Consider the following 22,557-nt stretch of genomic DNA (forward strand, 5'->3'; position numbering starts at 1 on the left):
GGACGGAAGCGGGCATTGTAGGGGCCGAGTGTGACAGGCATCTGTCACGGCGCGGGAGCTTCGGGCAATCCCCAGTCCCCCCTCTCGCGCCAGATGGTAGTGACTGTCATGTTGTTGCGCCGCAACATGGAGCGTTCGCTGGCCACGATCTCGCCCAGGCGCATGCGGCCACGCGCCTCGAAGAAGCTGGTGGCGACCGACAGGTTCTGTCCCTCGAATTTCTGCGGCAGGCCCAGCGCGTTGGAGGCATCGGCCAGGCTGCGCAGCGGGCGCGATGCGCGCAGCTGCACCAGCTGGCTGGCCTGGGACCAGGTCAGGTCCTCCACGCTGGCCCAGATGACTTCGGCGCTGGCGGTGTTGAGGTTGACGGGCGTGTTCTCGGGCAGCAGGGTGATGTAGGGCTCCAGGCGCGAGACGACCTCGGGCGGCAATCCCAGCCAGCCGAACTGGCTCAGCGTGCGCGGCATCAGGAACTGCGCGCCCTCGCCGGCGGTGGCCGCTGCGCGCAGGGCCTGGACGATCTGGGCGGCATAGGCAGGGGGCAGGTTCAGGCGTTCCAGCAGGCGTGCCAGCGGGCGCAGGGTTTCGGGCTTGTCGGGCGCGCCCAGCAGGTTGCGCAGGTTCAGGCGCGACTGCAGGTCGATGATCTGGCCTGAGAGAAAGGCGTCCTGCATGTCGGCCATGCCGTCATCGACCTGGCTGACGTTGTTCTGCGCCGCCAGGAAGGTGGACAGGCGCGCCTCCTGCAGCGGCACGGCCCAGGGTTCGGCCAGGTGGTCCACCTGCAGGCTGGTGCGCGCATCCTCGGCCAGCACCACGCGCGACCAGTCCAGCGCACCCAGCAAAATCCAGGCGGCCTGCATGCGGTTGCGCTCGGCGGTCTCGACCTCCACGCTGCGCCACTGCTGCCACAGCGCGGTGGCGGCAAAGGTGGCGACCAGCGTGACCGTGAGCATGGCGGCCAGCAGGGCCACGCCGCGATGGCGGCGGCGGACGGGCAGGGTGCGGGGTGCGCGCATCATGATCGGCTGTTGGATCGCAGGGGGTTGACCCAGTCCATGGTGACGCGGCCGGGGACGGCGCTGTCGGGCGGCAGGGTCAGTTCGACGCGTATGCCGTCAGGAATCGCGGGCAGCTGTGCGCTGCTGTTGGTGCCGCCGGATGGTGGATTGGGCGTGCCCGTGCCGTTGTCCGAGCCGCTGGACTGCGGGTTGCTCCAGGCGTTGTCGCGGTAGTAGTACAGGCGCCACTGGTCCAGGGGCAGCAGCACGGTTTCGCGGCGGCGCTGGTCGTCCGAAGGATTGCGTCCCCATTGCGCCCCCTGGTTCCAGGCCTCGCGCCACTGGGCACGCGTGCGCAGCGGTGGCGACTGCCAGCGCAGCCACTGGTCGCGTCCGGCTGTCTGGCGGCGGGCCCAGGCCACGACCACGGCGCCATCGTCCACGGCGGCACTGCTCTTGCGGGTCATGCGCAGCACCTGGCCATCCCAGTCGATGACCTGGGCGTGCTCCAGCGGCATCAGGGCTTCGAGGTCGGCATTCCACTGGGCGATCACGGTCTGCAGCACGATCTGCTGCTCGTTGCGCGCGCGAATGGTCTCCTGCGAGCGCACCATGCTGTCCAGTCCGCGCCAGCTCACCAGGGCCAGCAGGGCCATGACGGCGATGGCCACCATCAGCTCCACCAGGGTGAAGCCTTGCGTGCGGGAGAAAGGGCGCAAACGCATCTAGAAGCGGCCCACGATGGTCGATACCCGCAGCACCGGATGCTCGGCCGTGACGACCAGGGCATCCACGCGGCGGAAGCTGGGGTTGGGCGTGGGGCGCACGCTGAGCTGGACCTGCAGCTGCCGGCTGCCCTGCTCGCAAGTGAAGCTGTTGTCGCCCACGGGCGGCATCTGGCGCGACAGGCGCAGGCGCACCAGTTCGTTTTGCGCGCACAGCTGGGCCAGCAGCACCTCGGACTGGCGCTCGGCATTGCGAGTCAGGGCCGATGTGGCCTGCAGGCCTGCCATCAGGGCAATGCCCACGATGCCCAGGGCCACCAGGACCTCGATCAGCGTGAAGCCGTGCGGCAGGCGCCTTGGCGCGCCGTGCCTGCGGCGTGGTCCGTGGATGCCTGTCATGGCAGGGATTGCACGGCAAAGGGCCGCAGTCCATCCGTGGCCACGCGCAGCGGCGGGCTGTTGGAGTCGCGCAGCGTCAGCGTGACGGACTGGGGAGGAATCAGTGGCTCGGGGCCGAGGATCAGCGGCGTCGCCGGCTGTGCCTGCACCCCGGGCTGCAGCCATTGCGAAGGCAATTGCGCGCTGGCCGGCAGGCCCTCGAAGCGAAAGCCCTGCGGCATGGGCCGCCAGCGCACGGGCACGCCGTTGGCTCGTGCCTGTGCGCGGGCCGATTCCAGCAGTGCGGCCAAGCGCTCGGCCTCGCGTTCCAGCTGGGCCTGCCCGCTGTCGCGCAGAGACAGGCTTGCGCCGGCAGCGGCAATCGCCATGATGCTGATGACCACCAGCAGTTCCAGCAGGGTGAAGCCGCGCGAAGGAGTGGTCAGGGTGGGCGCAACCGTCTGGTGGGGCATGAGAGCAGGCAGGCCCGCCGGGAGTGCGGGCCTGTGGTGCGGTGCAGCGCGGCGCTTGCGGGCCATCGCCCGGGCCATCGACTTACTGCCAGCTGCCGATGTCGGCATCCTTGCCCTCTCCGCCGGCCTGGCCGTCGGCACCGAAGGACATGATGTCGATGGGGCCCTTGATGCCCGGATTCAGGTACTGGTACGGGCGGCCCCAGGGATCGTTGGGCAGCTTTTCCAGATAGGGCTTCCAGTTGTTGGGCAGCGGTCCGCTCGTGGGACGGATGATCAGCGCCTGCAGGCCCTGCTCGGCCGTGGGATAGCGCTGGTTGTCGAGGCGGTAGAGCTTGAGCGCCTGGGAGATGTTGGTGATGTCGGTGCGTGCAGCCGTGACGCGGGCATCGTCGGCGCGGTCCAGCACGTTGGGCACGATCAGGGCCGCCAGCACGCCGATGATGACCAGGACCACCATCAGCTCGATCAGCGTGAACCCGCACTGGACGGCGGTGCGCAGGGCAGGCAGCGGACGGCGGGGAAGGCTGGTCATGGAACGGTGCAGCAAATTGGACATATCGCTCCATCATAATCGCGCGATGGTGACACTTTCATTGAACCGGGGCCAGGCCCGGACCTGGCACGTCAAGGCGGCCACATTCGTGCTCTGGCTGCTGGCGGCCGGCATCGTGGCTTTCTGGGCCATGCGCCTGGGCAATGGCGGCGCGGGGTCGCCCGTGCCACCGGCTCCCCCCGAGGCACTGCAGGTCGATGCGCCCGCGCTGGCGCAGGCCCTGGGGGGCGTGGCCGCTGCTCAGGGTGTTGCTGTGCCCGTTGCGGCGCCTGTGGTCTCGCGCTATGCGCTGGTGGGTGTGCTGGCCGGTCGCGACAGCGGCGGCGGCGCGGCGGTCATCGCCGTGGGCAACCAGCCGGCCAAGCCGTTTCGCGTGGGGCGTGCCGTGGAAGAGGGCGTGGTGCTGCAGTCGGTTTCGGGCCGCGAGGCGCGCCTGGGCCCCAGCGTCGATGGCCCCGCTTCCATCACGCTGCAGCTGTCCCTGCCCGACAAGCGCTGAGTCCGGTCAGTGCGGCGGCTGCAGTTCCAATACCAGCCAGCCGCCAAAGTCAGGCGCCGGCAGCGTCCACTGGGCCGCCTGAGGCAGGGCGTTGCCTTCACGCATCAGCCATTGCACGCAGCGCGCCACGCCGGCATGGGTGATCCAGACGATGTCGCGCCCGGCATCGTCGTCCTTCGAGTACATCCTTGCCTGCTGCAAGGCCTCGTCCACCCTGCGCAGCATGGCGGCCAGGGACTCTCCCCGGCCCGGCGCGTGCCGTGCCAGGTCTGCCGCCCAGGCATCGATGGCGCTGCGGTCCAGCGCCTCCCAGGGCTGGCCTTCCCAGTGGCCGAAATCCATCTCCAGCAGCCGGCCATCCGCCTGCGATGCCAGGCCGGGCCGTAGGGCCTGCAGAGCCCGGGCCAATTGGCTGCATCGGCGCAGCGGCGAATGCAGCATCCGGCAATCCGCAGGCAGCGCGATATGCAGGGCCTGCGCCGCATCGGCCGTGGCCTGGGCGTCGGCCTCCATGTCGAGCCGGCCATAGCAGATGCCGGGCTCCACCAGGGGGCGGGCATGGCGTACCAGCCAAAGGCGCGGCGTTGGGAGAGCGTTCATTGCATGCGCATCAGCACAGCGGCGGCGCCCAGCAGCATGGCCAGTTCACAGACCTGCTGGGCGGCGCCCAGGCAATCGCCCGTCATGCCGCCCAGGCGACGGCGCAGCCAGCGCACCATGGCCGCCGTGACCAGGGCGCCGGGCAGGACCAGGCCGATGACGAGCGGCAGGCCCGCCAGCCAGCCTGTCAGCGCCAGGGCGGGCAGGCACCAGAGGATTGCCGCGACCAGGCCCCTGGCAGCCAATGGCCGACCCGCGGCGTGCAAGGCCTTGGAGTGGGTGGCCTGGCCCACATAGGGAAGGCATTGCATGAGGGCCAGCGGCGCCATGCGCGACAGCACATGGATGCTGCACAGCAGCAAGGCCGCCCATTGCACGCGAATGTCGACCAGCAGCGCGACCAGGGAGATCCTGGTCATCAGCGCCATCACCAGCGCCATGGCGCCGTAGGCTCCCAGGCGCGAATCCTTCATGATTTCCAGCGCGCGCTGCGGCGGGACAAAGCCGCCCAGGCCGTCGGCCACATCGGCCAATCCATCCTCGTGCAAGCCCCCTGTCATCCATAGCGTGGCCACGGTGGACAGCACGGCAGCCACCAGAGGCATCCAGGGGCTGGGTGCCAGCAGCCAGCCTGCGGCCAGCAGCCACGCCGCGCCCCAGGCGCCGACCAGCCAGCCCACGCCCGGCAGATGGGCCACGCTGGCGTGCTGCATTGCCGGACTCCAGCCGGCCCAGGCCGCAAGCCGCCCGGTGACCGGAATGCGGCTGAAGAACTGCAGGGCCAGCAGGAAATGGCGTATGGGCTGCATGTCTGGACAGCCGAGGCGGGGCCTACTTCAGGAAGAGCTGGTAGGCAGGGTTGCCGGTTTCCTCGACCCAGGGGTAGCCCAGATTGCTCAGGAAGGCGTCGAATTTCTTGCCATCCTTGGCAGGCACCTGCATGCCGACCAGGATGCGGCCGTAGTCGGCGCCCTGGTTGCGGTAGTGGAACAGCGAGATGTTCCAGGTCGGCGCCATCAGGCTGAGGAACTTGAACAATGCGCCGGGGCGCTCGGGGAAGACGAAGCGCAGCAGGCGCTCCTCCTGGGCCAGCGGCGAATGGCCGCCGACCATGTGGCGCAGATGCTCCTTGGCCATGTCGTCGAAGGTCAGGTCCAGCGCCTCGAAGCCCTGCTTCTCGAAGTTCCTGGCGATCTTCTCGGACTCGCCGCGCGCTGCCGTGGTCAGGCCCACGAAGACATGGGCCTTGTTCTCGTGGCTGATGCGGTAGTTGAACTCGGTCACGTTGCGCGGGCCGCCAGGCAGCTTGCCCACGACTTCGCAAAAGCGCTTGAAGCTGCCGCGTTCCTCGGGGATGGTCACGGCAAAAAGCGCCTCGCGCTCCTCGCCCACCTCGGCACGCTCGGCCACGAAGCGCAGCCGGTCGAAGTTCATGTTGGCGCCGCACAGGATGGCGGCATAGGTCTCGCCCCTGGTCTTGTTCTTCGCGACGTACTGCTTGATCGCCGCCACGGCCAGGGCGCCGGACGGCTCGACGATGGAGCGCGTGTCCACGAAGATGTCCTTGATCGCGGCGCAGACGGCATCGGTATCGACCACCACGTAGTCGTCCACCAGGCCCTGGGCGATGCGGAAGGTCTCCTCGCCCACCAGCTTGACGGCCGTGCCGTCGGCGAACAGGCCCACATCGGCCAGCTCCACGCGGTGGCCGGCGCGCACGGACTGCAGCATGGCGTCCGAATCCTTGGTGTGCACGCCGATCACCTTCACGTCGGGGCGCACGGCCTTGATGTAGTTGGCCACGCCCGAGATCAGGCCGCCGCCGCCGATGGCGACAAATACGGCATCCAGGCGCGGGCTGCCCAGCTTTTGCAGCTGGCTCAGCATTTCCATGGCAATCGTGCCCTGGCCGGCGATCACATAGGGATCGTCGAAGGGGTGCACAAAGGTCAGGCCCTTTTCCTTTTGCAGCTTGACGGCGTGCTTGTAGGCGTCGGAATAGCTTTCCCCGGCCAGTTCCACCTCGCCGCCCAGCGCCTGTACCGCATCGATCTTGACCTGCGGCGTGGTGGTGGGCATCACGATCACGGCGCGGCAACCGAGCTTGCGTGCGCCCAGCGCCACGCCTTGCGCATGGTTGCCGGCCGAGGCGCAGATCACGCCCTTTTCCAGCTGCTCGGCGGACAGGTGTGCCATCTTGTTGTAGGCGCCTCGCAGCTTGAAACTGAACACCGGCTGCTGGTCCTCGCGCTTGAGCAGCACCTTGTTGTGCAGGCGGCGGCTCAGCGCCTTGGCGGGCTCCAGGTCCGACTCCACGGCCACGTCGTACACGCGCGCGGTAAGGATCTTGGTCAGGTAGTCGGCAGGGGTCAGGGGGTGGTTCATCGTCGGCGAAAGGCTGGAGAGCAGCAGGCCGGGAGGCGGCCTGTCGGTGTCAGGCGGCCATCATAGGCGCTTGTGACTCATGCTGCAGTGCAGCGTCCAGGCTGGGCCAGGGACGACGAAGGCAAAAAAAAGCCCCAGGCTGTAAAGCCGGGGGCTGAATCCACCAATAGAGGAGGTGGAGGAGACAACTGGTGCGATGCAGGGTGAAGTTGGTTCACAATCTGCAGTCCATCTGGAGGGGTGTCCGGGTTAACCCTTCAGATAACGCTTGGGTGCATTGTATGCACGGCAGGTGCTGCGTTGCAACAAAATCAGGGTTTTTGTGTAGTTGATGCAAAATAGCAACAGTTTTTTGAGGACGCAACAATGGAATGCACAGTGAGTTGGACAGGCGGCACGACCGGCATGCGCTCGGGCATGGGCTTCGTGGCGGAAACGGGCAGCGGCCATGTGGTCAATATGGACGGGGCGCCGGATGCGGCCAATCCTGCCAATGGAGGCCAGAACCAGGCACCCCGCCCCATGGAAATGCTGCTGGCAGGCGCAGGCGGCTGCACGGCCTACGACGTGGTGCTGATCCTCAAGCGCGGCAGGCACGCGGTCAAAGGCTGCAGCGTCAAGCTCACTTCGGAGCGCGCGGACACCGACCCCAAGGTGTTCACCAAGATCCACATGCAGTTCACCGTCAGCGGCACCGGCCTGCCAGCGGGCGCGGTGGAGCGGGCCATTGCCATGAGCCACGACAAATACTGCTCGGCCACCATCATGCTGGGCAAGACGGCCGAGATCACCACGGGGTTCGACATCGTCGAGGCCTGATGTGTCTGGAGGCTTGGGTCCGTGCCTCGGCAGGGACTCGGCAAGAATGAAGAAAGCGGGCCGGGCCCGCTTCTTTTTTGGCTGGATGCAGCTTCCGTCGTTTCAGAAGCTTCGGATCTCAGATGCGGTGAGCGGTCGTCGTCATGACCTTGGCGGCCAGGCGCATCAGGGCGCGGGCGGGCGGCGGCAGCTCCAGCGCGCCGGCTTCGCGCGCAGCGGCGGCATGGCGTTCCTCGTCATCCTTCATGCGGGCCACCACGGCCAGCGAAGGGCGGTCCTCCTCAGGCAGGCGGCCCAGATGGGATTCCAGGTGGGCGGAAACCTGCTCCTCGGTCTCGACCACGAAGCCCAGGCTGGCGGCGTCACTGATCTTGGCGGCCACCACGCCAATGGCGAAGGCCCCGGCAAACCACAGCGGGTTCAGCAGGCTGGGCCGGTCGCCCAGGGCGTTGAGCCGGTCGCGGGTCCATGCCAGGTGGTCGGTCTCCTCGCGCGCCGCCTCCAGCAGGTGCTCGCGCAGCGTCATGTCGCGCGTCACCATGGCCTGGGCGTTGTACAGCGCCTGGGCGCAGACCTCTCCGACATGATTGACGCGCATCAAGGCGCCCGACAGGCGGCGCTGTGCCTCGGTCAGCTCTCCCTCCGCGATACCGGCGGCCGGGGAGCGTTCGGCGGCGGAAGGCTGTGCAAACAGGGTGCGAAGCGCCGCATCGGCGGCAGTCAGTATCTTGTCCATGGGCGGTCCCTAGAGCGGAAAATCTTGGCAAATTCAGGGTCTGAACGGTACACCAGGACGACATGCCCTCTCTTTGTGCAAGCGCAACAAGGCCGGCGCGATGTTCGGGTTGGGCCTGATTGTGTTGGTCTGCAGGTTTGTTGCGGCAGTGCAACGAAAAACGGGGGTTCAAGCCCGTTTGTGGGTGAATTTCTTTGCATGGGCAGCGGCGGTCTGGTGCAATAGGCCCTAACTTCCCCACCAGGAGGTTGGCGCGGGAAACCGGTGGAGCCTCAGGCCAAGCCTCTCTTCCTCACGACCGGCGCCCTTCTAAACCTTGGAGTAACTCGTAATGAAAAAATCTCTGATTGCCCTGGCAGTGCTGGCTGCTTCCGGCGCCGCAATGGCTCAATCCTCCGTGACCCTGTTCGGTATCGTCGACACTGGCGTTGCTTACGTGAACAAGAACCAAGCGGGCGACAGCGTGTACGGCCTGGGCACCAGCGGCGCTTCCACGAGCCGTCTGGGCCTGCGTGGCACGGAAGACCTGGGTGGCGGCCTGAAGGCCGGCTTCTGGCTGGAAGGCGAAATCTTCGGTGACACCGGTGGCAGCGGCTTCGACTTCAAGCGTCGTTCCACCGTTAGCCTGTCTGGCAACTTCGGTGAAGTGCGCCTGGGCCGCGACCAAGTGCCGACCTTCCAAAAGCTGACCTCCTACGACCTGTTCAGCGCAACCGGTATCGGCCAGTTCATGGGCTTCCGTAACTGGGCAGGCGGTGCGAGCGGTGACGACAACGGCATCCGCGCCAACAACTTGGTTTCGTACTACACCCCCAATTTCGGCGGTTTCAACGCCGGTATCGGCTACGCTTTCGACGAAAAGAACACTGCTGGCACTACAGTGGCCAACAATGTGGGTCGTTACATCGGCGGCTACGTTGCATATGACAACGGTCCTCTGAGCGTGAGCCTGGGCCTGGCCCAGCAAAAGACTGTCACTGGCACGGGCTTGTCCGCTGTTGCTGCTGACCGCGACGAAATGACCCTGGGTGCTTCGTACAACTTCGGCGTTGCCAAGCTGAGCGGCCTGCTGCAGCAGACCAAGTTCAAGCGCGACGCTGGGGGCGACATCAAGACCAACTCCTACATGCTGGGTGCTTCCGCTCCCGTGGGCGGCGTGGGCGAAGTCAAGCTGCAGTACGCTCTGTACGACCAGAAGAACATCGACTCCAAGGCTCACCAGATCACCCTGGGTTATGTGCACAACCTGTCCAAGCGTACCTCGCTGTACGGCAACCTGGCATTCCTGAAGAACAAGGATCGTTCTACTCTGGGCCTGCAAGCTAAGGGCGTGTACAACGGCGCAGTGGCCGCTGGCGAAAGCCAGACTGGCGTGCAAGTCGGTATCCGCCACGCTTTCTAATGAACGGCTGGCGTAAGCCAGTTGCCATTTGAAGCAAAAAAGAGCCAGTCTTCGGACTGGCTCTTTTGTTTTGTGCTAGGGAAAGACCTGTGTTGTGCTTGTGCCAACGGTGACGAGGCGGGAAAAGCGTTTCTAGAATGAAATTTCCACCAACCAATCGTTAACAAGAGAGAGACAACACAATGAATTCTTCATTCGTGAAAAAGAGCGTGGCACTGGCGGTGTTGGCAGCAACGGCACCCTTGGCAGCATTCGCCCAGCAAAGCAGCGTACAGCTGTACGGCATCGTCGATGCCGGCGTGCGCCACACCACCAATGAAGGCCCGACCAAGAGCGGCAAGACCCAGATGATCGGCGGCGGCATGTCGCAAAGCCGCTGGGGCATCAACATCACCGAGGACCTGGGCGGCGGTCTGGCAGCCATTGCCAACCTGGAAGCCCGTTTCCTCACCGACACTGGCGAGCAGGCTGCGGCCAGCTACTTCCAGCAATCCTGGGTGGGCCTGCGCAGCAAGAGCTTCGGCCAGATCACCCTGGGTCGCCAGTACAACATGCTGTTCGATCTGGTGACGTCCACCTATGCCTCCTTCCCGTATTCGCCGTACATGGAGGCCTACAAGCCTGAAATCGGCATGTCCATGGGTGCGCGCGCCAGCAACATGGTCAAGTACCTGGCCGAGTTCGGCCCCGTGCGCGGCGCATTGCAGTATTCGTTTGACGAGAACAACACCTTCGACAAGGTCGGCACTGGCGTGGTGCCCGGTGGCGCCATCAAGACGGCCGGCGGCTATCTGCGCTACTCGCAAAGCGGCATTTCCGCAGGCGCCGGCTACCTGGGCACGACGCTGCCGGCCGGCACCAAGGTCGATGCCTATACCCTGGGCGGCTCCTACCGCGTGGGTCCCTGGTACGTCAACCTGGGCTACGGCCTGAACAAGCGCAAGGACGCATTCCCGGCGGCAACCGCAGGCGGTGGATTCGACCAGGCCATCCTCAACTCCTTCTGGACGGGTTCGTCCAACGGCGGCTTCGTGGCCGGCGACGCCAACAAGCGCCAGATGTACAAGATGGGCTTCGGCTACCAGATCACGCCCCAGATCAATGTGGGCGCGCATTACTACCATGCCAAGCAGTCGGGCTCGGGCACGGGCAATTTCAATGGCAAGGCAGACTTCCTGGTGGCGGTGCTCGACTACGCCTTCTCCAAGCGTACGGATGCCTATGTGGCCCTGGACCACACCAAGACCAGTGGCGGCTCGGGCGTGATGCTCGACGCCAATGGCGCCACCAAGCGCACGGGCTTCACCGTCGGCCTGCGCCATCGCTTCTGAGCGCGCGGCGTTTGCGCAACGGATGGCCTCCTTCGGGAGGCCTTTTTGTTTCCTGTCGAAGGGCTGACGGTGGGCGGGCGCGATTTCCTGCGTTAAGGTAACGCGCAGGCCAATGAAGCGAAAGAACCAAGGCGATGGAAGCCACTCGATACAAGGCAGGCGGTCGGGTCTTTGCCCAGATCGCTCAGTACCACCCCGAGCTGACGGCGCTGCGCCGCGAGCTGCATGCGCATCCTGAGCTGGGGTTCGAGGAGCGCTTCACGGCTGCGCGCGTCAAGGAGGCCTTGCGGCAATGCGGCGTGGACGAGATCCACGAAGGCCTGGGCACCACGGGCCTGGTGGCCGTGATCCGTGGCCAGGGGCATAGCTCGGGAGCGATGGTGGGCCTGCGTGCCGACATGGATGCACTGCCCATGGTCGAGCACAACGAATTTCCCTGGAAGTCGGGCAAGCAGGGGCTGATGCACGGCTGCGGGCATGATGGCCATACGGCCATGCTGGTGGGCGCCGCCCGCTACCTGGCTGCGACACGGCGTTTCGACGGCTCGGCCGTGCTGGTCTTTCAGCCTGCCGAGGAAGGGCGCGGCGGCGCGCGGGCCATGATTGCCGATGGTCTTTTCGACCGCTTTCCCATGCAGTCCGTGTACGCCATGCACAACTGGCCCGCCATGCGCGCCGGCACCGTCGGTATCAACATGGGCGCGATGATGGCGGCGGCCGACCGCATCACCATCGAGATCACGGGGCGCGGCGGCCACGGCGCCCATCCCTACCAGACGGTGGACGTGGTGCTGGCGGCCGCGCACATCACCACGGCGGTGCAGAGCATCGTCTCGCGCAATGTGCGCGCCATCGACAGCGCCGTCATCAGCCTGTGCGCCGTGCAGGCCGGGGACCTGGGCGCCTTCAGCGTGATGCCGGGCACGGCAACGCTGGTGGGAACCGTGCGGACCTTCGATCCCGCCGTGCAGGACCGTGTCGAGCAGCGACTGCAGGAGTTGTGCAGCGCGGTGGCGCTGGGGCTGGGTGCCACGGCCAAGGTCAACTACGAGCGCATCTATCCCGCCACCATCAATTCCCCCACGGAGGCCGCCTTTGCGGCCGACGTGGCCCAGGCGCTGGTGGGCGTGGAGAACCTGGACCGGCAGCTGGAGCCCAGCATGGGCGCGGAGGATTTTTCCTTCATGCTGCAGCACAAACCCGGCGCCTACCTGCGCCTGGGGCAATCCACGGGCGCCCAGCCCGGGGTGCCGCTGCACAGCAGCCGGTATGACTTCAACGACGAGGTGCTGCCGCTGGGCGCTGCCCTGCACGCCAGCCTGATCGAGCAGGCCATGCCGCTGCCTTCGCAGGACGTATAGCTCAGGCGGAGCCGGTCAGCGGGGCTGTCCCTCGATCGCAAGAAGGTGGGCCTTTACCGTTTCCAGGATCTCGTCGGACAAGGCTGGATTGGCGGCGACCGTGGCACGTGCCAGGACCAGGGCGCCCACCATGCTGCTGAGCATGGCCATGGCCTGGGCGCGCTGTGCGGCATCGGGTGCCTGATCGTCGCCAAGTGTGCCGATCACGCGCGCAAACCTGCCGATGTTGCGTTCCACCCCTTCGGCGAACACCGCTGAAAGATCACCACCTGCCCGAGCCACGTCCACGGCCAGCGCCGCAGCGGGGCAGCCCTCGCCGGGGCTGTCGCGGTGCTGCGGCGACAGATAGGACTGCACGCGCGCGGCAAGGCTGCCGGCCTGTTCACCCTGCAGGCCGTCCAGCGGCGCGATGGACCAGTCGAAGGCGCGTGCGCAGGCTTCGCGCACCAGCGCGTCCTTGGATTCGAAGTGGCGATAGAGCCCGCCGTGGGTGAGTCCCGCGCCGCGCGTCACCTCGGCCACGCCGACGCCGTCCAGCCCGTGCTCGCGGTACAGCCGCGCGGCGGCTTCGAGGATGTCCTGCCGGTTCTGCGCGGCCTGGGCTTTCGTGACTTTCATGTGCACTGTCCAATGATTATGGTTGTCATCAAAATGCGTTTATGATGACGGCCATCATCATAAGTCCGTGCCTGCAGGCAATGCTCACCATCTGCGGCAGGGGCTGTGCACTCTACAGGGAAGAACCGATGAACGCCTCTTCAATCCCGAGCAGCCTGTGCCCCGTGCGCGCTGCAGTCTCTGCATGGTCCATCAGGGAGCGTTCATGAGCACGGGTCCTCTCGCACGCCGCGTGGTCATCACGGGCATGGGCATGGTCTCGCCGCTGGGTCGGGGCACTGAATTGGCCTGGCGCCGGCTGCTGTCCGGCGCATCGGGCCTGAGCCGGCTGCCCGAGGATCTGGCGCCCGATGTGCCGGGCCAGGTGGCAGGCCAGGTGCCCGACCTGGCCCGCGACCCGGAAGGTGGCTGGGACATCGATGCCGTGGTCTCGCCCAAGGACCAGCGCAAGATGGACCGCTTCATCCCGCTGGCGCTGGACGCTTCGGACCAGGCGCTGGCCCAGGCCGGCTGGCAGCCGGCCAGCGAGGACGAGCGCACGCGCACTGCCTGCATCATTGGCTCGGGCATCGGCGGCTTTGGCGCCATTGCCCAGGCCGTGCGCACCACGGACAGCCGGGGGGTGTCGCGCCTGTCGCCCTTCACCGTACCGTCTTTCCTGGTCAATCTCGCGGCCGGGCATGTGTCGATACGCCATGGGCTCAAGGGCCCGCTGGGTGCGCCGGTCACTGCCTGCGCAGCCAGCGTGCAGGCCCTGGGCGACGGCCTGCGCATGATCCGTTCGGGCGAGGCCGATGTGGCGCTGTGCGGCGGCGCCGAGGCGGCCATCGACCGCGTGAGCCTGGGCGCGTTCGCGGCGGCCAAGGCCCTTTCCACGGGATACAACGACCGGCCCGAAGAGGCCTCACGCCCCTTCGACGCGGGCCGCGACGGCTTTGTCATGGGCGAGGGCGCGGGCGCCCTGGTGCTGGAGGGACTGGACCACGCCCTGGCGCGCGGCGCCGTGCCGCTGGCCGAAGTGGTGGGCTACGGCACCAGTGCCGATGCCTATCACATCACCTCGGGCCCGGAAGATGGCGAGGGCGCGCGCCGCAGCATGGCACAGGCGCTGGCCATGGCCGGGCTGTCGCCGGATCAGTTGCAGTACCTCAATGCCCACGCCACCTCCACGCCCGTGGGCGACCGGGGCGAGCTGGCAGCCATGCGCTCCCTGTTTGGCGAGGGCAGCGGCGTGGCGATCAGCTCCACCAAGTCGGCCACGGGCCATCTGCTGGGCGCGGCGGGCGCGGTGGCTGCCATCTTCACGGTGCTGGCGCTGCGCGACCAGATGGCGCCGGCCACGCGCAATCTCATGGAGCCCGATCCCCTGGCCCAGGGGCTGGACCTGATCGCCGGCGCGGCAAGGCCCTGGGCCATGGAGCATGCCCTGGTCAACGGTTTCGGCTTTGGTGGCGTCAACGCCTCGCTGGTGCTCAGGCGCTGGCAGGGCTGAACGAGGCGGGTGGGCCTGGGGGCCGGTGCTACGTGTAGCGCTTGGCCCGCAGGTTGTTCTTCATCTGCTCCAGCGCAGGCTGCAGGGCCGGGCCGATGCGCAGCGCCACGCAGGTGGCCAGCACGTCGATGACCAGCAGGTGCAGCAGGCGCGACACCATGGGGCTGTAGCGGTCGTAGCCCTCGGGATGGTCGGCGGCCAGATGGATGTGGCAGGCCGAGGCCAGGGGCGAGCCGCTGGCGGTGATGGCAATCGTGGTGGCGCCGTTCTTGCGCGCGATGTCGGCCGCGTCCATCAGGTCGCGCGTGCGGCCCGAGTTGGAAATGATCACCGCGCAGTCGCCGGGCCCCAGCAGGGTGGCGCTCATCACCTGCATGTGGCCGTCGCTGGTGGCCAGGCTGGTCACGCCCAGGCGAAAGAACTTGTGCTGCGCGTCCTGCGCCACGATGCCCGAGTTGCCTGCGCCGTAGAACTCGATGCGCCGCCCCGTCTGCCAGGTCGAGGCGATGGCCTGCGCCGCCTGCTCTATGGCCGTGGTGCTGGCGGCATTGCGGTATTGCAGGAAGGCGGCCACGGCGTTGTCCACCACCTTGACCATCACGTCGCTGGTCTTGTCGTCGGTGTCCACGCTGCGGTGGATGAAGGGCACGCCCTCGCTGACGCTGCCGGCCAGCTTGAGCTTGAAGTCGGCCAGGCCGTCGTAGCCCATGCTGCGGCAAAAGCGCACCACCGTCGGCTTGCTGACATGGGCACGCTCGGCCAGTTCGCGCACCGGCTGCCGTGCGAAGGCCCGTGGATCGGCCAGCACCAGGCGGGCCACGCGTTGTTCGGCGGGAGCAAGCGAGGGCAGCGAGGCGGTGATGCGGTCCAGCATTAGGCGGTGGGCGTTGTTCTATGGGTAAAGGGAAGCGGTTGCCGCAAGGCAGGTCCAGCGCGCATTTTGCATGAGCGGCAGCCTTCGCTTACTTTCCTGACGCCGATGCAAACCATGCGCGCGCATACACTCGGAGGATTTGCCGGTACAACCGCACCGCCCTGGTGCGATGCCGCCCCTCGCCAGGCTCCCGCCCAAAGGATGTTCCATGAACCAGCTTGATGCGCTTCGACAGTACACGACCGTGGTGGCCGATACCGGCGACTTCCACCAACTGGCCCAGTTCCAGCCGCGGGATGCGACCACCAATCCCTCGCTCATCCTCAAGGCGGTGCAAAAGCCCGAGTACGCGCCGCTGATGCGCGCCACCGTGGCCCAGTACAAGGGCCGCAGCCTCGACGAGGTCATGGACCGCATGCTGGTGCGCTTCGGCTGCGAGATCCTGAACACCATTCCGGGCCGTGTCTCCACCGAAGTCGATGCGCGCCTGTCGTTCAATACCTCGGCCACCGTGGCGCGTGCCGAGCGCCTGATCGAGCTGTACCAGGCCGAAGGCGTGCACATCGACCGCGTGCTCATCAAGATCGCCTCCACCTGGGAAGGCATCGAGGCCGCACGCCAGCTGGAGCTGCGCGGCATCCACACCAACCTCACCCTGCTGTTCTCGTTCTCCCAGGCCGTGGCCTGCGGACAGGCCAAGGTGCAGCTGATCTCGCCCTTCGTGGGCCGCATCTACGACTGGTACAAGAAGCAGGCCGGCGCCCAGTGGGACGAGGCCGCCATGGCCGGCGCCAACGATCCCGGCGTGCGCTCCGTGCGCGCCATCTACGAGCACTACAAGCACTTCGGCATCGCCACCGAGGTCATGGGCGCGAGCTTTCGCAACACGGGCCAGATCGTGGCGCTGGCGGGCTGCGACCTGCTGACCATCGCCCCCGAACTGCTGGCCCAGCTGGGCGCCAGCGATGCGCCCCTGGCGCGCGCCCTGGACCCCGAGGCCGCGCGGACCCTGGCCCTCGATCCCGTGCACTACGACGAGGCCGGTTTCCGCCTGGCCCTCAACGAGGACGCCATGGCCACCGAGAAGCTGGCCGAAGGCATACGCGCCTTCGCTGCCGACACCCGCAAGCTCGAAGCATTGATGCAGCAGGCCGCAGACTGATTGGATGAAGATCTTGCCCGTTTTGTGCAACACCTTGCCGGCCTGGTCGGCACTTGAACGCCATTTCAACGAAGACATCCGGTCCCTGGATCTGCGCCAGGCCTTTGCCGCGGACGCGGGCCGGCTGGACGCGCTGAGCCAGCAGGCGCCCCATGTCTTTGCCGACCTGTCCAAGAACCTCTGGACCGAGCGCACCGAAGAGCTGCTGCGCGAGCTGGCGCAGCAGACCGGCGTGCTGGCCCAGCGCAACGCCATGCTGGCCGGCGAGCCCGTCAACTGCACCGAGGGCCGCGCCGTCATGCACTGGCTGCTGCGCATGCCGCGCGACGGCGGCCAGCTGCGTCACTGCGCCACCGTGCAGCAGTGGCAGCCGGCCATGCACGAGGCGCTGGCACAGGTGCACGAGACGCTGGATGCCATGCTGGCCCTGGCCGAGCAGGTGCGTGGCGACGGGGGCATCACCGACATCGTGAACATCGGCATCGGCGGCTCGCACCTGGGCCCCGAAGTGGTGGTCAATGCGCTGGAGGACTGGGTCGATGCGGGCAAGAATTTCCATTTCGTCTCCAACGTCGATGGCCATGAGCTCGGCCATGTGCTGCGCCGCGTGCGCCCGCACAGCACGCTGTTCCTGATCGCCTCCAAATCCTTCACCACGGCCGAGACCATGCTCAACGCGCACTCGGCGCGCCGGTGGTTTCTGGAGCAGGGCGGCAGCGAGGACCCGCAGGCCGCGTGCTCCATCGACCGGCACTTCGTGGCGCTCACCACCAATGTGCAGGCCGCAGCCGACTTCGGCATCCGCCGCACGCTGGGATTCTGGGACTGGGTGGGCGGGCGTTTTTCGCTGTGGTCGGCCATCGGCCTGCCGGTGGCCATCGCCATCGGGGCGGCGCAGTTCCGTGCGCTGCTGGACGGCGCCCATGCCATGGACGCGCATTTCTTTTCCTCCGGCGTGGAGGGCAACCTGCCGCTGCGCCTGGGCCTGCTGGATGTCTGGTACCGCGATTTCTGCGGCTTCTCCAGCCGCTGCATTGCCCCCTACAGCCATGGCCTGCGGCGGCTGACCGCCTATCTGCAGCAGCTGGAGATGGAGAGCAACGGCAAGGGCGTGACGCGCGACGGGCAGACACTGCCCGTGCGCACGGCGCCCGTGATATGGGGCGAGCCCGGCACCAATGGCCAGCATGCCTTCTTCCAGATGCTGCACCAGGGCCAGGACGTGATTCCCGTGGAATTCATCGCGCTGCGCGACGGCGGCAAATACCTGGGTGCCCATCACCAGAGCCTGGTCGTCAACGCCATTGCCCAGGCCCAGGCCCTGATGGAGGGGCGCCACTGCGAAGAAGGGGCAGAGCGCCATTGCGCGGGCAACCGGCCCAGCAGCTTCCTGCTGCTGCAGCAGCTGGACCCGGCATCGCTGGGCGCCCTGATCGCGCTGTACGAGCACCGTGTCTTCTCGGCCGGTGCGGTCTGGGGCATCAACAGCTTCGACCAGTGGGGCGTGGAGCTGGGCAAGCACCTGGCGCGCCAGCTGCATGCGCGCCAGGACAGCGGCAACTGGCAGGGCGTCGATGCCTCGACGCAGGGCCTCATGCACCGGCTTGCGGCAGGGTCGGCCGGCTGACCGGGCGCGGCGGGCCTGTGGCCCCCGCGGCGCACCAGCAGGGTGCCGGGTCATGTGGGTGGAGCATGACCTTCTTCCATTTCATCGTTATGCACAGGCGCCTGATTGCTCGATAGTTGATGCAATCGCCTTGACGGCGGCCCTGCTTGCATGCAGCCAGTGACGGCGGCTCGGCAGGGTGGAGGCGCAGCGCGCCTTCGGATCTGCAACAACTATCCAAGGAGACCCTCGATGCGATTCGTACTGGCCCATGTGGCGATGGCATGTGTGGTGGCGGCAACTGGCGCTGCCCATGCACAGGAAGCGGCCGGCACGCTGGACAAGATCCAGAGCACAGGCAAGGTGGTGATGGGCGTGCGCGAAAGCTCGGCGCCCATGGCCTATGCCTTCGGCACCACGCAGAAGTACGTGGGCTACCACGTGGAGCTGTGCGAGAAGGTGCTGGCCCAGATCGTGCCCAAGGCCAAGATCGAGTACATGGCCCTGACCTCGCAGAACACCATGCCCCTGGTGCAGAACGGCACCGTGGACATCGGCTGCGGCCCGACCACGAACAACCTCGCGCGCCAAAAGCAGGTGGCCTTTGCCGTGACCACCTACGTGAGCCAGGTGCGCATGGCCGTGCGCGCCGACTCGGGCATTACCTCCTTCAAGCAGCTCGACGGCAAGCCCGTGGCGGCCTCGGCCGGCACGACCGCCGTGCAGCTGCTGCGCAAGTACGGGCGCGACAATGGCGTGAACCTGCCCACCTCGCTGGGCAAGGACCATTTCGAGAGCTTTCTGATGCTCGAATCGGGCCGTGCCGATGCCTTCGTGCTGGACGACAACCTGCTGGCCGGCGTCATCGCCAACTCCAAGAACCCTGCAGGCTTCAAGATCGTGGGCGAGGTGCTGGGCTCCGAACCCATCGCCATCCTGTTTCGCCGCGACGATCCCGCCTTCAAGAAGGCCGTGGACGATGTGCTGGTCGGCATGATGGCCTCGGGCGAAGTGGCGAAGATCTACGACAAGTGGTTCGTGCAGCCCATTCCGCCCAAGAATGCCCCGCTGAACCTGCCCATGAGCGACATGCTCAAGCAGCTGCTGCAAAAGCCCAACGACAAGCCGCTGGAGTCCTACGCGCAGCAGTGACCACGGGCCCGGACCCGGTCATCGCGACCGGGCCAGTTCGGCCACCGCCTGTGCCAGTGCCGCAATGCCTGCATCGATCTGATCGGTGGCAATGGAGGACAGGCGCAGCCGGAAAAAGGGGCAGGGCTGGCGCGGCGTCGCAAAGAACGCGCTGCCTGCCTCGATCAGCACGCCGTGGCGGCGCGCCACGGCGGCCAGCGCATCGGCGTCCAGCCAGGCCGGCGCCTGCACCCACAGCGACGCGCCTCCCTGGGGCTGGCGGAAGATGAAATCCGGCAGGTGCGCGCGCAGCGAGCGGTCCACCTGCGCCACGCGTTCCAGCATGGCCTGGTTCACGCGGCGCGCATGGGCCTCATGGTGGCCCAGCGACAGGAACAGCGCATAGGCGTGCTGCAGAAAGGCGCTGGGGTGGCGCACCATGGCATGGCGCAGCACGCGCAACTCGTCGATCAGCGCGCGCGGCGCGACGATGTAGCCCAGCCGCAGCGCGGGCGACAGGCTCTTGGACAGCGACCCCACATAGATCACACGCCCGCTCTTGTCCAGGCTCTTGAGCGCGGGCATGGGCGTGCCCTGGTAGAGGTTCTCGGCCTCGTAGTCGTCCTCGATGATCACGAAATCGCCCTGCTCGGCGCGGCGCAGCAGTTGCTCGCGCCGCTGCAGGCTCAGCGTCACGGTGGTGGGGCTCTGGTGCGAGGGCGTGACGAACAGGTAGTCCAGCGGCGGCAGGCCATCGACCACCACGCCTTCCTCGTCCACGGCCACGGGCACCCAGTGCGGGCGGCGCAGCGAAAAGGTGTTGCGCGCATGCGGGTGGCCGGGCTCCTCGAAGCCCAGGCGCTGCGAGGGGTCCAGCAGCGCGTCGGCCAGCAGGTAGAAGGCCTGCTGCGCGCCCACGGTGACCAGGATCTCTTCCTTGAGCGCGAACACGCCGCGCCGGGGCAGCAGGCGCAGGCGGATCTGCTCGATCAGGTCGGGCACATCGTCGGTCTCGAAGTCCGGCGTCCAGTGCGGCAGCTGGGCGCGCGCCAGGCTGCGCGTGCAGCATTCCCGGAAGCCTTCGGTGGGAAACAGCGCGGGATCGTGCATGCCGTAGACGAAGGGGTAGGGGTACTCGCGCCACTGCAGCGGCTTGGACAGCGTGTGCCTGTCCGTCAGCGAGCGCAGCACGCGTGCAGACCAGTCCGGTGCGGGCTCCCCGGGACTTGTCGCAGGCAGGGCCAGGGCGCCGTCCACACCAGCCAGGCGCGAATCCCGGGCCACGAACACGCCGCTGCGCGGGCGGGCCTCGAGAAAGCCTTCATCCACCAGCTGCTCGTAGACCGTGGTCACGGTATTGCGCGACACCTCCAGCAGGCGCGACAGCTCGCGCGAGGGCGGCATGGCCGCGCCGGGCGGCAGGCGGCCTTCGAGGATGGGCTGGACCAGGGCCAGGCGCAGGCGGTCCTTCAGGGGAAGGCCGGGCTGCTCGGGCAGCGCGAACAGGCGGGCCCACTGGTGGCGTGGGTCTGTGGCGGAAGGGGTGCTCATGGCGCAACGGAGGCAATCGGGGGGCGTTCTTGGCGCGGCCGGGCAGAGGGCGCGCGGTCGGCGCCATGTTGCGGTGCGGGTGCGGGCAAGTAAAGGTTTGGGCCGGCCGACGCGGGTAAACACCGGGCCTCTGGCTCCTACGTTTGGACGGCTGTGGCCCCCGCGGCCCGCGCCCTTGTTGCGTATTCTGGATTGAAGGCAGCGAGCCGCGCGGCCTGGCGATCCAACGAGGGAGACAGTCCATGCACACCATCACTTTCCGACGCCGCGCCCTGGCGGCCCTGGCCCTGGCCGGCGCGCTGGCGGGCCTGGCGGCCACGCCGCTGCAGGCCCAGGCCCAGGAGCCGCAGCGCGGCGGCACCCTGATCGTGGGCAGCACCCAGGTGCCACGGCACCTGAACGGCGCCGTGCAATCGGGCATTGCCACGGCCATGCCTTCCACCCAGCTGTTCGCCAGCCCGCTGCGCTTCGATGACCAGTGGAAGCCCCAGCCCTACCTGGCCGAGTCCTGGAAGCTGGCCGAGGACGGCAAGTCGCTGACCCTGAACCTGCGCAGGAATGCCGTGTTCCACGACGGCAAGCCCATCACCTCGGCCGACGTGGCCTTCTCCATCATGGCCATCAAGGCCAACCACCCGTTCCAGACCATGCTGGGGCCCGTGGAGAAGGTGGACACGCCCGACCCCTACACGGCCATCATCCGCATGAACGCGCCGCATCCGGCCATCCTGCTGGCCATGAGCCCGGCGCTGGCGCCCATACTGCCCAGGCACATCTATGGCGACGGTGCCGACCTCAAGACCCATGCGCGCAACAGCGCCGACGTGGTGGGCTCGGGGCCGTTCAAGCTGACCGAGTTCCGCGCGGGCCAGCGCATCGTGATGGAGCGCTTCGACAAGTTCTTCCTGCCCGGCCGCCCCTATCTGGACAAGCTGGTCTTCAACATCGTGCCCGACTCCTCCAGCCTGCTGCTGAGCCTGGAGCGCGGCGACGTGCAGATGGTGCCCTACCTGCAGGCCTCCATCGACCTGAAGCGCCTGTCCACCAATCCCCAGATCACGCTGACCGGCAAGGGCTTCGAGGGCATAGGCTCGATCAACTGGCTGGCCATCAACACCGACAGGAAGCCGCTGGACGATGTGCGCGTGCGCAAGGCCATTGCGCATGCCATCGACAAGAACTTCATCACCAAGGCGCTGATGGGCGGCTTTGCCACCGTGGCCGACGGCCCCATCGTGGCGGCCAGCCCCTTTGCCTCGGCCGACCTGGTGCGCTATCCGCTGGACCTCAAGAAGTCGGCGGCCCTGCTGGACGAGGCCGGCCTCAAGCCCGGCGCCAACGGCGAGCGCTTCAAGATCACCATCGACTACCTGCCGGGCACGGACGAGCAGCAAAAGAACGTGGCCGAGTACGTGCGCGCCCAGCTCAAGAAGGTGGGCATCGCCGTCGATGTAAGGGCCTCGGCCGATTTCCCGGCCTGGTCCCGGCGGCTGGCCACGCATGACTTCGACCTGTCCATGGACATCGTCTTCAACTGGGGCGACCCGGTCATCGGCGTGCACCGCAGCTACCTGTCCACCAACATCAAGCCCGTGGTCTGGACCAACACCCAGTCCTACCGCAATCCCAAGGTGGACGAGCTGCTGAACACGGCCAGCAGCACGCTGGACACGGCCGAGCGCAAGAAGCTCTATGCGGCCTTCCAGAAGACCGTGACGGACGAGCTGCCGGTGATCTTCATCAACAACTCGCCCTACCACACGGCTGCGCGCAAGAACGTGGGCAACCTGCCGACCACGGTCTGGGGGCCGGCCTCGCCCTATGACGAGATCTTTCTGAAGTAGTCGGGGAGGTGCA

Annotated in this window: 22 protein-coding genes; 10 read left to right on the forward strand and 12 right to left on the reverse strand. The window is 67.1% G+C overall.

Annotation, left to right across the window (positions count from 1 at the left end; translation table 11 throughout):
• Positions 1-44 precede the first annotated feature (44 nt).
• The 5 genes from gspK to gspG all read right to left on the reverse strand — a co-directional run bounded on the left by gspK (position 45) and on the right by gspG (position 3,112).
• Entirely contained in the window at positions 45-1,022 is a 978-nt protein-coding gene (gspK, locus tag HFGMBDPB_RS01420) for a type II secretion system minor pseudopilin GspK (RefSeq protein ID WP_016450870.1), read from the reverse strand.
• Positions 1,019-1,726: a prepilin-type N-terminal cleavage/methylation domain-containing protein gene (locus HFGMBDPB_RS01425; RefSeq protein ID WP_160852838.1), complete on the reverse strand. Its 708-nt coding sequence runs from the start codon at positions 1,724-1,726 to the stop codon at positions 1,019-1,021. Before HFGMBDPB_RS01425 ends, gspK begins: the two co-directional genes overlap by 4 nt.
• Entirely contained in the window at positions 1,727-2,125 is a 399-nt protein-coding gene (gene gspI / locus HFGMBDPB_RS01430; RefSeq protein ID WP_016448731.1) for a type II secretion system minor pseudopilin GspI, read from the reverse strand.
• Positions 2,122-2,577: a GspH/FimT family pseudopilin gene (locus HFGMBDPB_RS01435; RefSeq protein ID WP_016450872.1), complete on the reverse strand. Its 456-nt coding sequence runs from the start codon at positions 2,575-2,577 to the stop codon at positions 2,122-2,124. The genes gspI and HFGMBDPB_RS01435 overlap by 4 nt, the downstream gene beginning before the upstream one ends.
• An 82-nt stretch (positions 2,578-2,659) precedes the next feature.
• Positions 2,660-3,112, reverse strand: a complete 453-nt coding sequence (gspG, locus tag HFGMBDPB_RS01440; RefSeq protein WP_212644765.1) for a type II secretion system major pseudopilin GspG — start codon at positions 3,110-3,112, stop codon at positions 2,660-2,662.
• Positions 3,113-3,158: 46 nt separating this feature from the next.
• Here gspG and HFGMBDPB_RS01445 point away from each other — a divergent pair, with 46 nt between their 5' ends.
• The gene (locus HFGMBDPB_RS01445) at positions 3,159-3,632 is read left to right on the forward strand and encodes a type II secretion system protein N (RefSeq protein ID WP_212644766.1); all 474 of its coding nucleotides are present in this window, start codon (positions 3,159-3,161) and stop codon (positions 3,630-3,632) included.
• A 6-nt stretch (positions 3,633-3,638) separates the two neighbouring features.
• Here the strand turns inward: HFGMBDPB_RS01445 and HFGMBDPB_RS01450 are convergent, their stop codons facing one another.
• From HFGMBDPB_RS01450 to ilvA, 3 genes are read right to left on the reverse strand one after another with little or no spacing between them, the layout of a single operon-like run.
• Positions 3,639-4,232, reverse strand: coding sequence for a histidine phosphatase family protein (locus tag HFGMBDPB_RS01450; RefSeq protein WP_212644767.1), 594 nt, complete (start codon positions 4,230-4,232; stop codon positions 3,639-3,641).
• Complete coding sequence (locus HFGMBDPB_RS01455) at positions 4,229-5,041, reverse strand: adenosylcobinamide-GDP ribazoletransferase (protein WP_212644768.1); 813 nt, start codon at positions 5,039-5,041, stop codon at positions 4,229-4,231. The genes HFGMBDPB_RS01450 and HFGMBDPB_RS01455 overlap by 4 nt, the downstream gene beginning before the upstream one ends.
• A 22-nt stretch (positions 5,042-5,063) precedes the next feature.
• Positions 5,064-6,617: a threonine ammonia-lyase, biosynthetic gene (ilvA, locus tag HFGMBDPB_RS01460; RefSeq protein WP_047218865.1), complete on the reverse strand. Its 1,554-nt coding sequence runs from the start codon at positions 6,615-6,617 to the stop codon at positions 5,064-5,066.
• Positions 6,618-6,983: 366 nt separating this feature from the next.
• On the opposite strand from ilvA, the gene HFGMBDPB_RS01465 reads away from it, so the two are divergent.
• Positions 6,984-7,436, forward strand: a complete 453-nt coding sequence (locus HFGMBDPB_RS01465) for an OsmC family protein (protein ID WP_016448724.1) — start codon at positions 6,984-6,986, stop codon at positions 7,434-7,436.
• Positions 7,437-7,554: 118 nt separating this feature from the next.
• Here HFGMBDPB_RS01465 and coq7 read toward each other — a convergent pair whose 3' ends face one another.
• Positions 7,555-8,172 carry a 2-polyprenyl-3-methyl-6-methoxy-1,4-benzoquinone monooxygenase gene (coq7, locus tag HFGMBDPB_RS01470; protein WP_212644769.1) on the reverse strand — a complete coding sequence of 206 codons (618 nt, stop codon included), beginning with the start codon at positions 8,170-8,172 and terminating at the stop codon, positions 7,555-7,557.
• 331 nt (positions 8,173-8,503) lie between these two features.
• Between coq7 and HFGMBDPB_RS01475 the strand changes: the two genes are divergently transcribed.
• The 3 genes from HFGMBDPB_RS01475 to HFGMBDPB_RS01485 all read left to right on the forward strand — a co-directional run bounded on the left by HFGMBDPB_RS01475 (position 8,504) and on the right by HFGMBDPB_RS01485 (position 12,266).
• Positions 8,504-9,574, forward strand: coding sequence for a porin (locus HFGMBDPB_RS01475; RefSeq protein WP_212644770.1), 1,071 nt, complete (start codon positions 8,504-8,506; stop codon positions 9,572-9,574).
• 182 nt (positions 9,575-9,756) lie between these two features.
• Positions 9,757-10,905: a porin gene (locus HFGMBDPB_RS01480; RefSeq protein WP_016448721.1), complete on the forward strand. Its 1,149-nt coding sequence runs from the start codon at positions 9,757-9,759 to the stop codon at positions 10,903-10,905.
• A gap of 134 nt (positions 10,906-11,039) precedes the next feature.
• Positions 11,040-12,266 (forward strand): M20 aminoacylase family protein, encoded by a 1,227-nt coding sequence (locus HFGMBDPB_RS01485; protein ID WP_017404582.1) that lies wholly within the window; start codon positions 11,040-11,042, stop codon positions 12,264-12,266.
• A 15-nt stretch (positions 12,267-12,281) separates the two neighbouring features.
• Here HFGMBDPB_RS01485 and HFGMBDPB_RS01490 read toward each other — a convergent pair whose 3' ends face one another.
• Positions 12,282-12,884, reverse strand: coding sequence for a TetR/AcrR family transcriptional regulator (locus tag HFGMBDPB_RS01490; RefSeq protein WP_016448719.1), 603 nt, complete (start codon positions 12,882-12,884; stop codon positions 12,282-12,284).
• Positions 12,885-13,089: 205 nt separating this feature from the next.
• Between HFGMBDPB_RS01490 and fabF the strand changes: the two genes are divergently transcribed.
• The gene (gene fabF / locus HFGMBDPB_RS01495; RefSeq protein WP_212644771.1) at positions 13,090-14,376 is read left to right on the forward strand and encodes a beta-ketoacyl-ACP synthase II; all 1,287 of its coding nucleotides are present in this window, start codon (positions 13,090-13,092) and stop codon (positions 14,374-14,376) included.
• Between the two features lie 28 nt (positions 14,377-14,404).
• On the opposite strand, the gene HFGMBDPB_RS01500 is transcribed toward fabF, so the two are convergent.
• Entirely contained in the window at positions 14,405-15,250 is an 846-nt protein-coding gene (locus tag HFGMBDPB_RS01500) for a MurR/RpiR family transcriptional regulator (RefSeq protein ID WP_016448717.1), read from the reverse strand.
• Between the two features lie 208 nt (positions 15,251-15,458).
• Between HFGMBDPB_RS01500 and tal the strand changes: the two genes are divergently transcribed.
• The 3 genes from tal to HFGMBDPB_RS01515 all read left to right on the forward strand — a co-directional run bounded on the left by tal (position 15,459) and on the right by HFGMBDPB_RS01515 (position 19,170).
• Positions 15,459-16,412, forward strand: coding sequence for a transaldolase (tal, locus tag HFGMBDPB_RS01505; RefSeq protein WP_017406088.1), 954 nt, complete (start codon positions 15,459-15,461; stop codon positions 16,410-16,412).
• A 4-nt stretch (positions 16,413-16,416) separates the two neighbouring features.
• Positions 16,417-18,039, forward strand: coding sequence for a glucose-6-phosphate isomerase (pgi, locus tag HFGMBDPB_RS01510; RefSeq protein ID WP_212644772.1), 1,623 nt, complete (start codon positions 16,417-16,419; stop codon positions 18,037-18,039).
• A gap of 231 nt (positions 18,040-18,270) precedes the next feature.
• On the forward strand, positions 18,271-19,170 hold the full coding sequence (locus HFGMBDPB_RS01515; RefSeq protein ID WP_016448714.1) for a transporter substrate-binding domain-containing protein: 900 nt from the start codon (positions 18,271-18,273) through the stop codon (positions 19,168-19,170).
• Between the two features lie 18 nt (positions 19,171-19,188).
• On the opposite strand, the gene pdxR is transcribed toward HFGMBDPB_RS01515, so the two are convergent.
• Positions 19,189-20,700 (reverse strand): MocR-like pyridoxine biosynthesis transcription factor PdxR, encoded by a 1,512-nt coding sequence (gene pdxR, locus HFGMBDPB_RS01520; protein WP_017406086.1) that lies wholly within the window; start codon positions 20,698-20,700, stop codon positions 19,189-19,191.
• A gap of 242 nt (positions 20,701-20,942) precedes the next feature.
• Here pdxR and HFGMBDPB_RS01525 point away from each other — a divergent pair, with 242 nt between their 5' ends.
• Complete coding sequence (locus tag HFGMBDPB_RS01525; RefSeq protein WP_017406085.1) at positions 20,943-22,544, forward strand: ABC transporter substrate-binding protein; 1,602 nt, start codon at positions 20,943-20,945, stop codon at positions 22,542-22,544.
• The last annotated feature ends 13 nt before the right edge of the window (positions 22,545-22,557 follow it).

Source organism: Delftia sp. PE138 (assembly GCF_018320755.1).
In the GTDB taxonomy this organism is placed as follows: Bacteria; Pseudomonadota; Gammaproteobacteria; order Burkholderiales; family Burkholderiaceae_C; genus Comamonas; species Comamonas tsuruhatensis.

Excerpts from the sequence above, each read along its gene's own strand:
- HFGMBDPB_RS01465 (WP_016448724.1), top strand. The coding sequence starts at position 6,984 with ATGGAATGCACAGTGAGTTGGACAGGCGGCACGACCGGCATGCGCTCG.
- HFGMBDPB_RS01500 (WP_016448717.1), bottom strand. The coding sequence starts at position 15,250 with ATGCTGGACCGCATCACCGCCTCGCTGCCCTCGCTTGCTCCCGCCGAA.
- HFGMBDPB_RS01525 (WP_017406085.1), top strand. The coding sequence starts at position 20,943 with ATGCACACCATCACTTTCCGACGCCGCGCCCTGGCGGCCCTGGCCCTG.
- gspK (WP_016450870.1), bottom strand. The coding sequence starts at position 1,022 with ATGATGCGCGCACCCCGCACCCTGCCCGTCCGCCGCCGCCATCGCGGC.
- gspI (WP_016448731.1), bottom strand. The coding sequence starts at position 2,125 with ATGACAGGCATCCACGGACCACGCCGCAGGCACGGCGCGCCAAGGCGC.
- HFGMBDPB_RS01490 (WP_016448719.1), bottom strand. The coding sequence starts at position 12,884 with ATGAAAGTCACGAAAGCCCAGGCCGCGCAGAACCGGCAGGACATCCTC.
- HFGMBDPB_RS01435 (WP_016450872.1), bottom strand. The coding sequence starts at position 2,577 with ATGCCCCACCAGACGGTTGCGCCCACCCTGACCACTCCTTCGCGCGGC.
- coq7 (WP_212644769.1), bottom strand. The coding sequence starts at position 8,172 with ATGGACAAGATACTGACTGCCGCCGATGCGGCGCTTCGCACCCTGTTT.
- HFGMBDPB_RS01445 (WP_212644766.1), top strand. The coding sequence starts at position 3,159 with ATGGTGACACTTTCATTGAACCGGGGCCAGGCCCGGACCTGGCACGTC.
- HFGMBDPB_RS01475 (WP_212644770.1), top strand. The coding sequence starts at position 8,504 with ATGAAAAAATCTCTGATTGCCCTGGCAGTGCTGGCTGCTTCCGGCGCC.
- ilvA (WP_047218865.1), bottom strand. The coding sequence starts at position 6,617 with ATGAACCACCCCCTGACCCCTGCCGACTACCTGACCAAGATCCTTACC.
- HFGMBDPB_RS01485 (WP_017404582.1), top strand. The coding sequence starts at position 11,040 with ATGGAAGCCACTCGATACAAGGCAGGCGGTCGGGTCTTTGCCCAGATC.
- gspG (WP_212644765.1), bottom strand. The coding sequence starts at position 3,112 with ATGACCAGCCTTCCCCGCCGTCCGCTGCCTGCCCTGCGCACCGCCGTC.
- tal (WP_017406088.1), top strand. The coding sequence starts at position 15,459 with ATGAACCAGCTTGATGCGCTTCGACAGTACACGACCGTGGTGGCCGAT.
- fabF (WP_212644771.1), top strand. The coding sequence starts at position 13,090 with ATGAGCACGGGTCCTCTCGCACGCCGCGTGGTCATCACGGGCATGGGC.
- HFGMBDPB_RS01455 (WP_212644768.1), bottom strand. The coding sequence starts at position 5,041 with ATGCAGCCCATACGCCATTTCCTGCTGGCCCTGCAGTTCTTCAGCCGC.
- pgi (WP_212644772.1), top strand. The coding sequence starts at position 16,417 with ATGAAGATCTTGCCCGTTTTGTGCAACACCTTGCCGGCCTGGTCGGCA.
- HFGMBDPB_RS01515 (WP_016448714.1), top strand. The coding sequence starts at position 18,271 with ATGCGATTCGTACTGGCCCATGTGGCGATGGCATGTGTGGTGGCGGCA.
- pdxR (WP_017406086.1), bottom strand. The coding sequence starts at position 20,700 with ATGAGCACCCCTTCCGCCACAGACCCACGCCACCAGTGGGCCCGCCTG.
- HFGMBDPB_RS01480 (WP_016448721.1), top strand. The coding sequence starts at position 9,757 with ATGAATTCTTCATTCGTGAAAAAGAGCGTGGCACTGGCGGTGTTGGCA.
- HFGMBDPB_RS01425 (WP_160852838.1), bottom strand. The coding sequence starts at position 1,726 with ATGCGTTTGCGCCCTTTCTCCCGCACGCAAGGCTTCACCCTGGTGGAG.
- HFGMBDPB_RS01450 (WP_212644767.1), bottom strand. The coding sequence starts at position 4,232 with ATGAACGCTCTCCCAACGCCGCGCCTTTGGCTGGTACGCCATGCCCGC.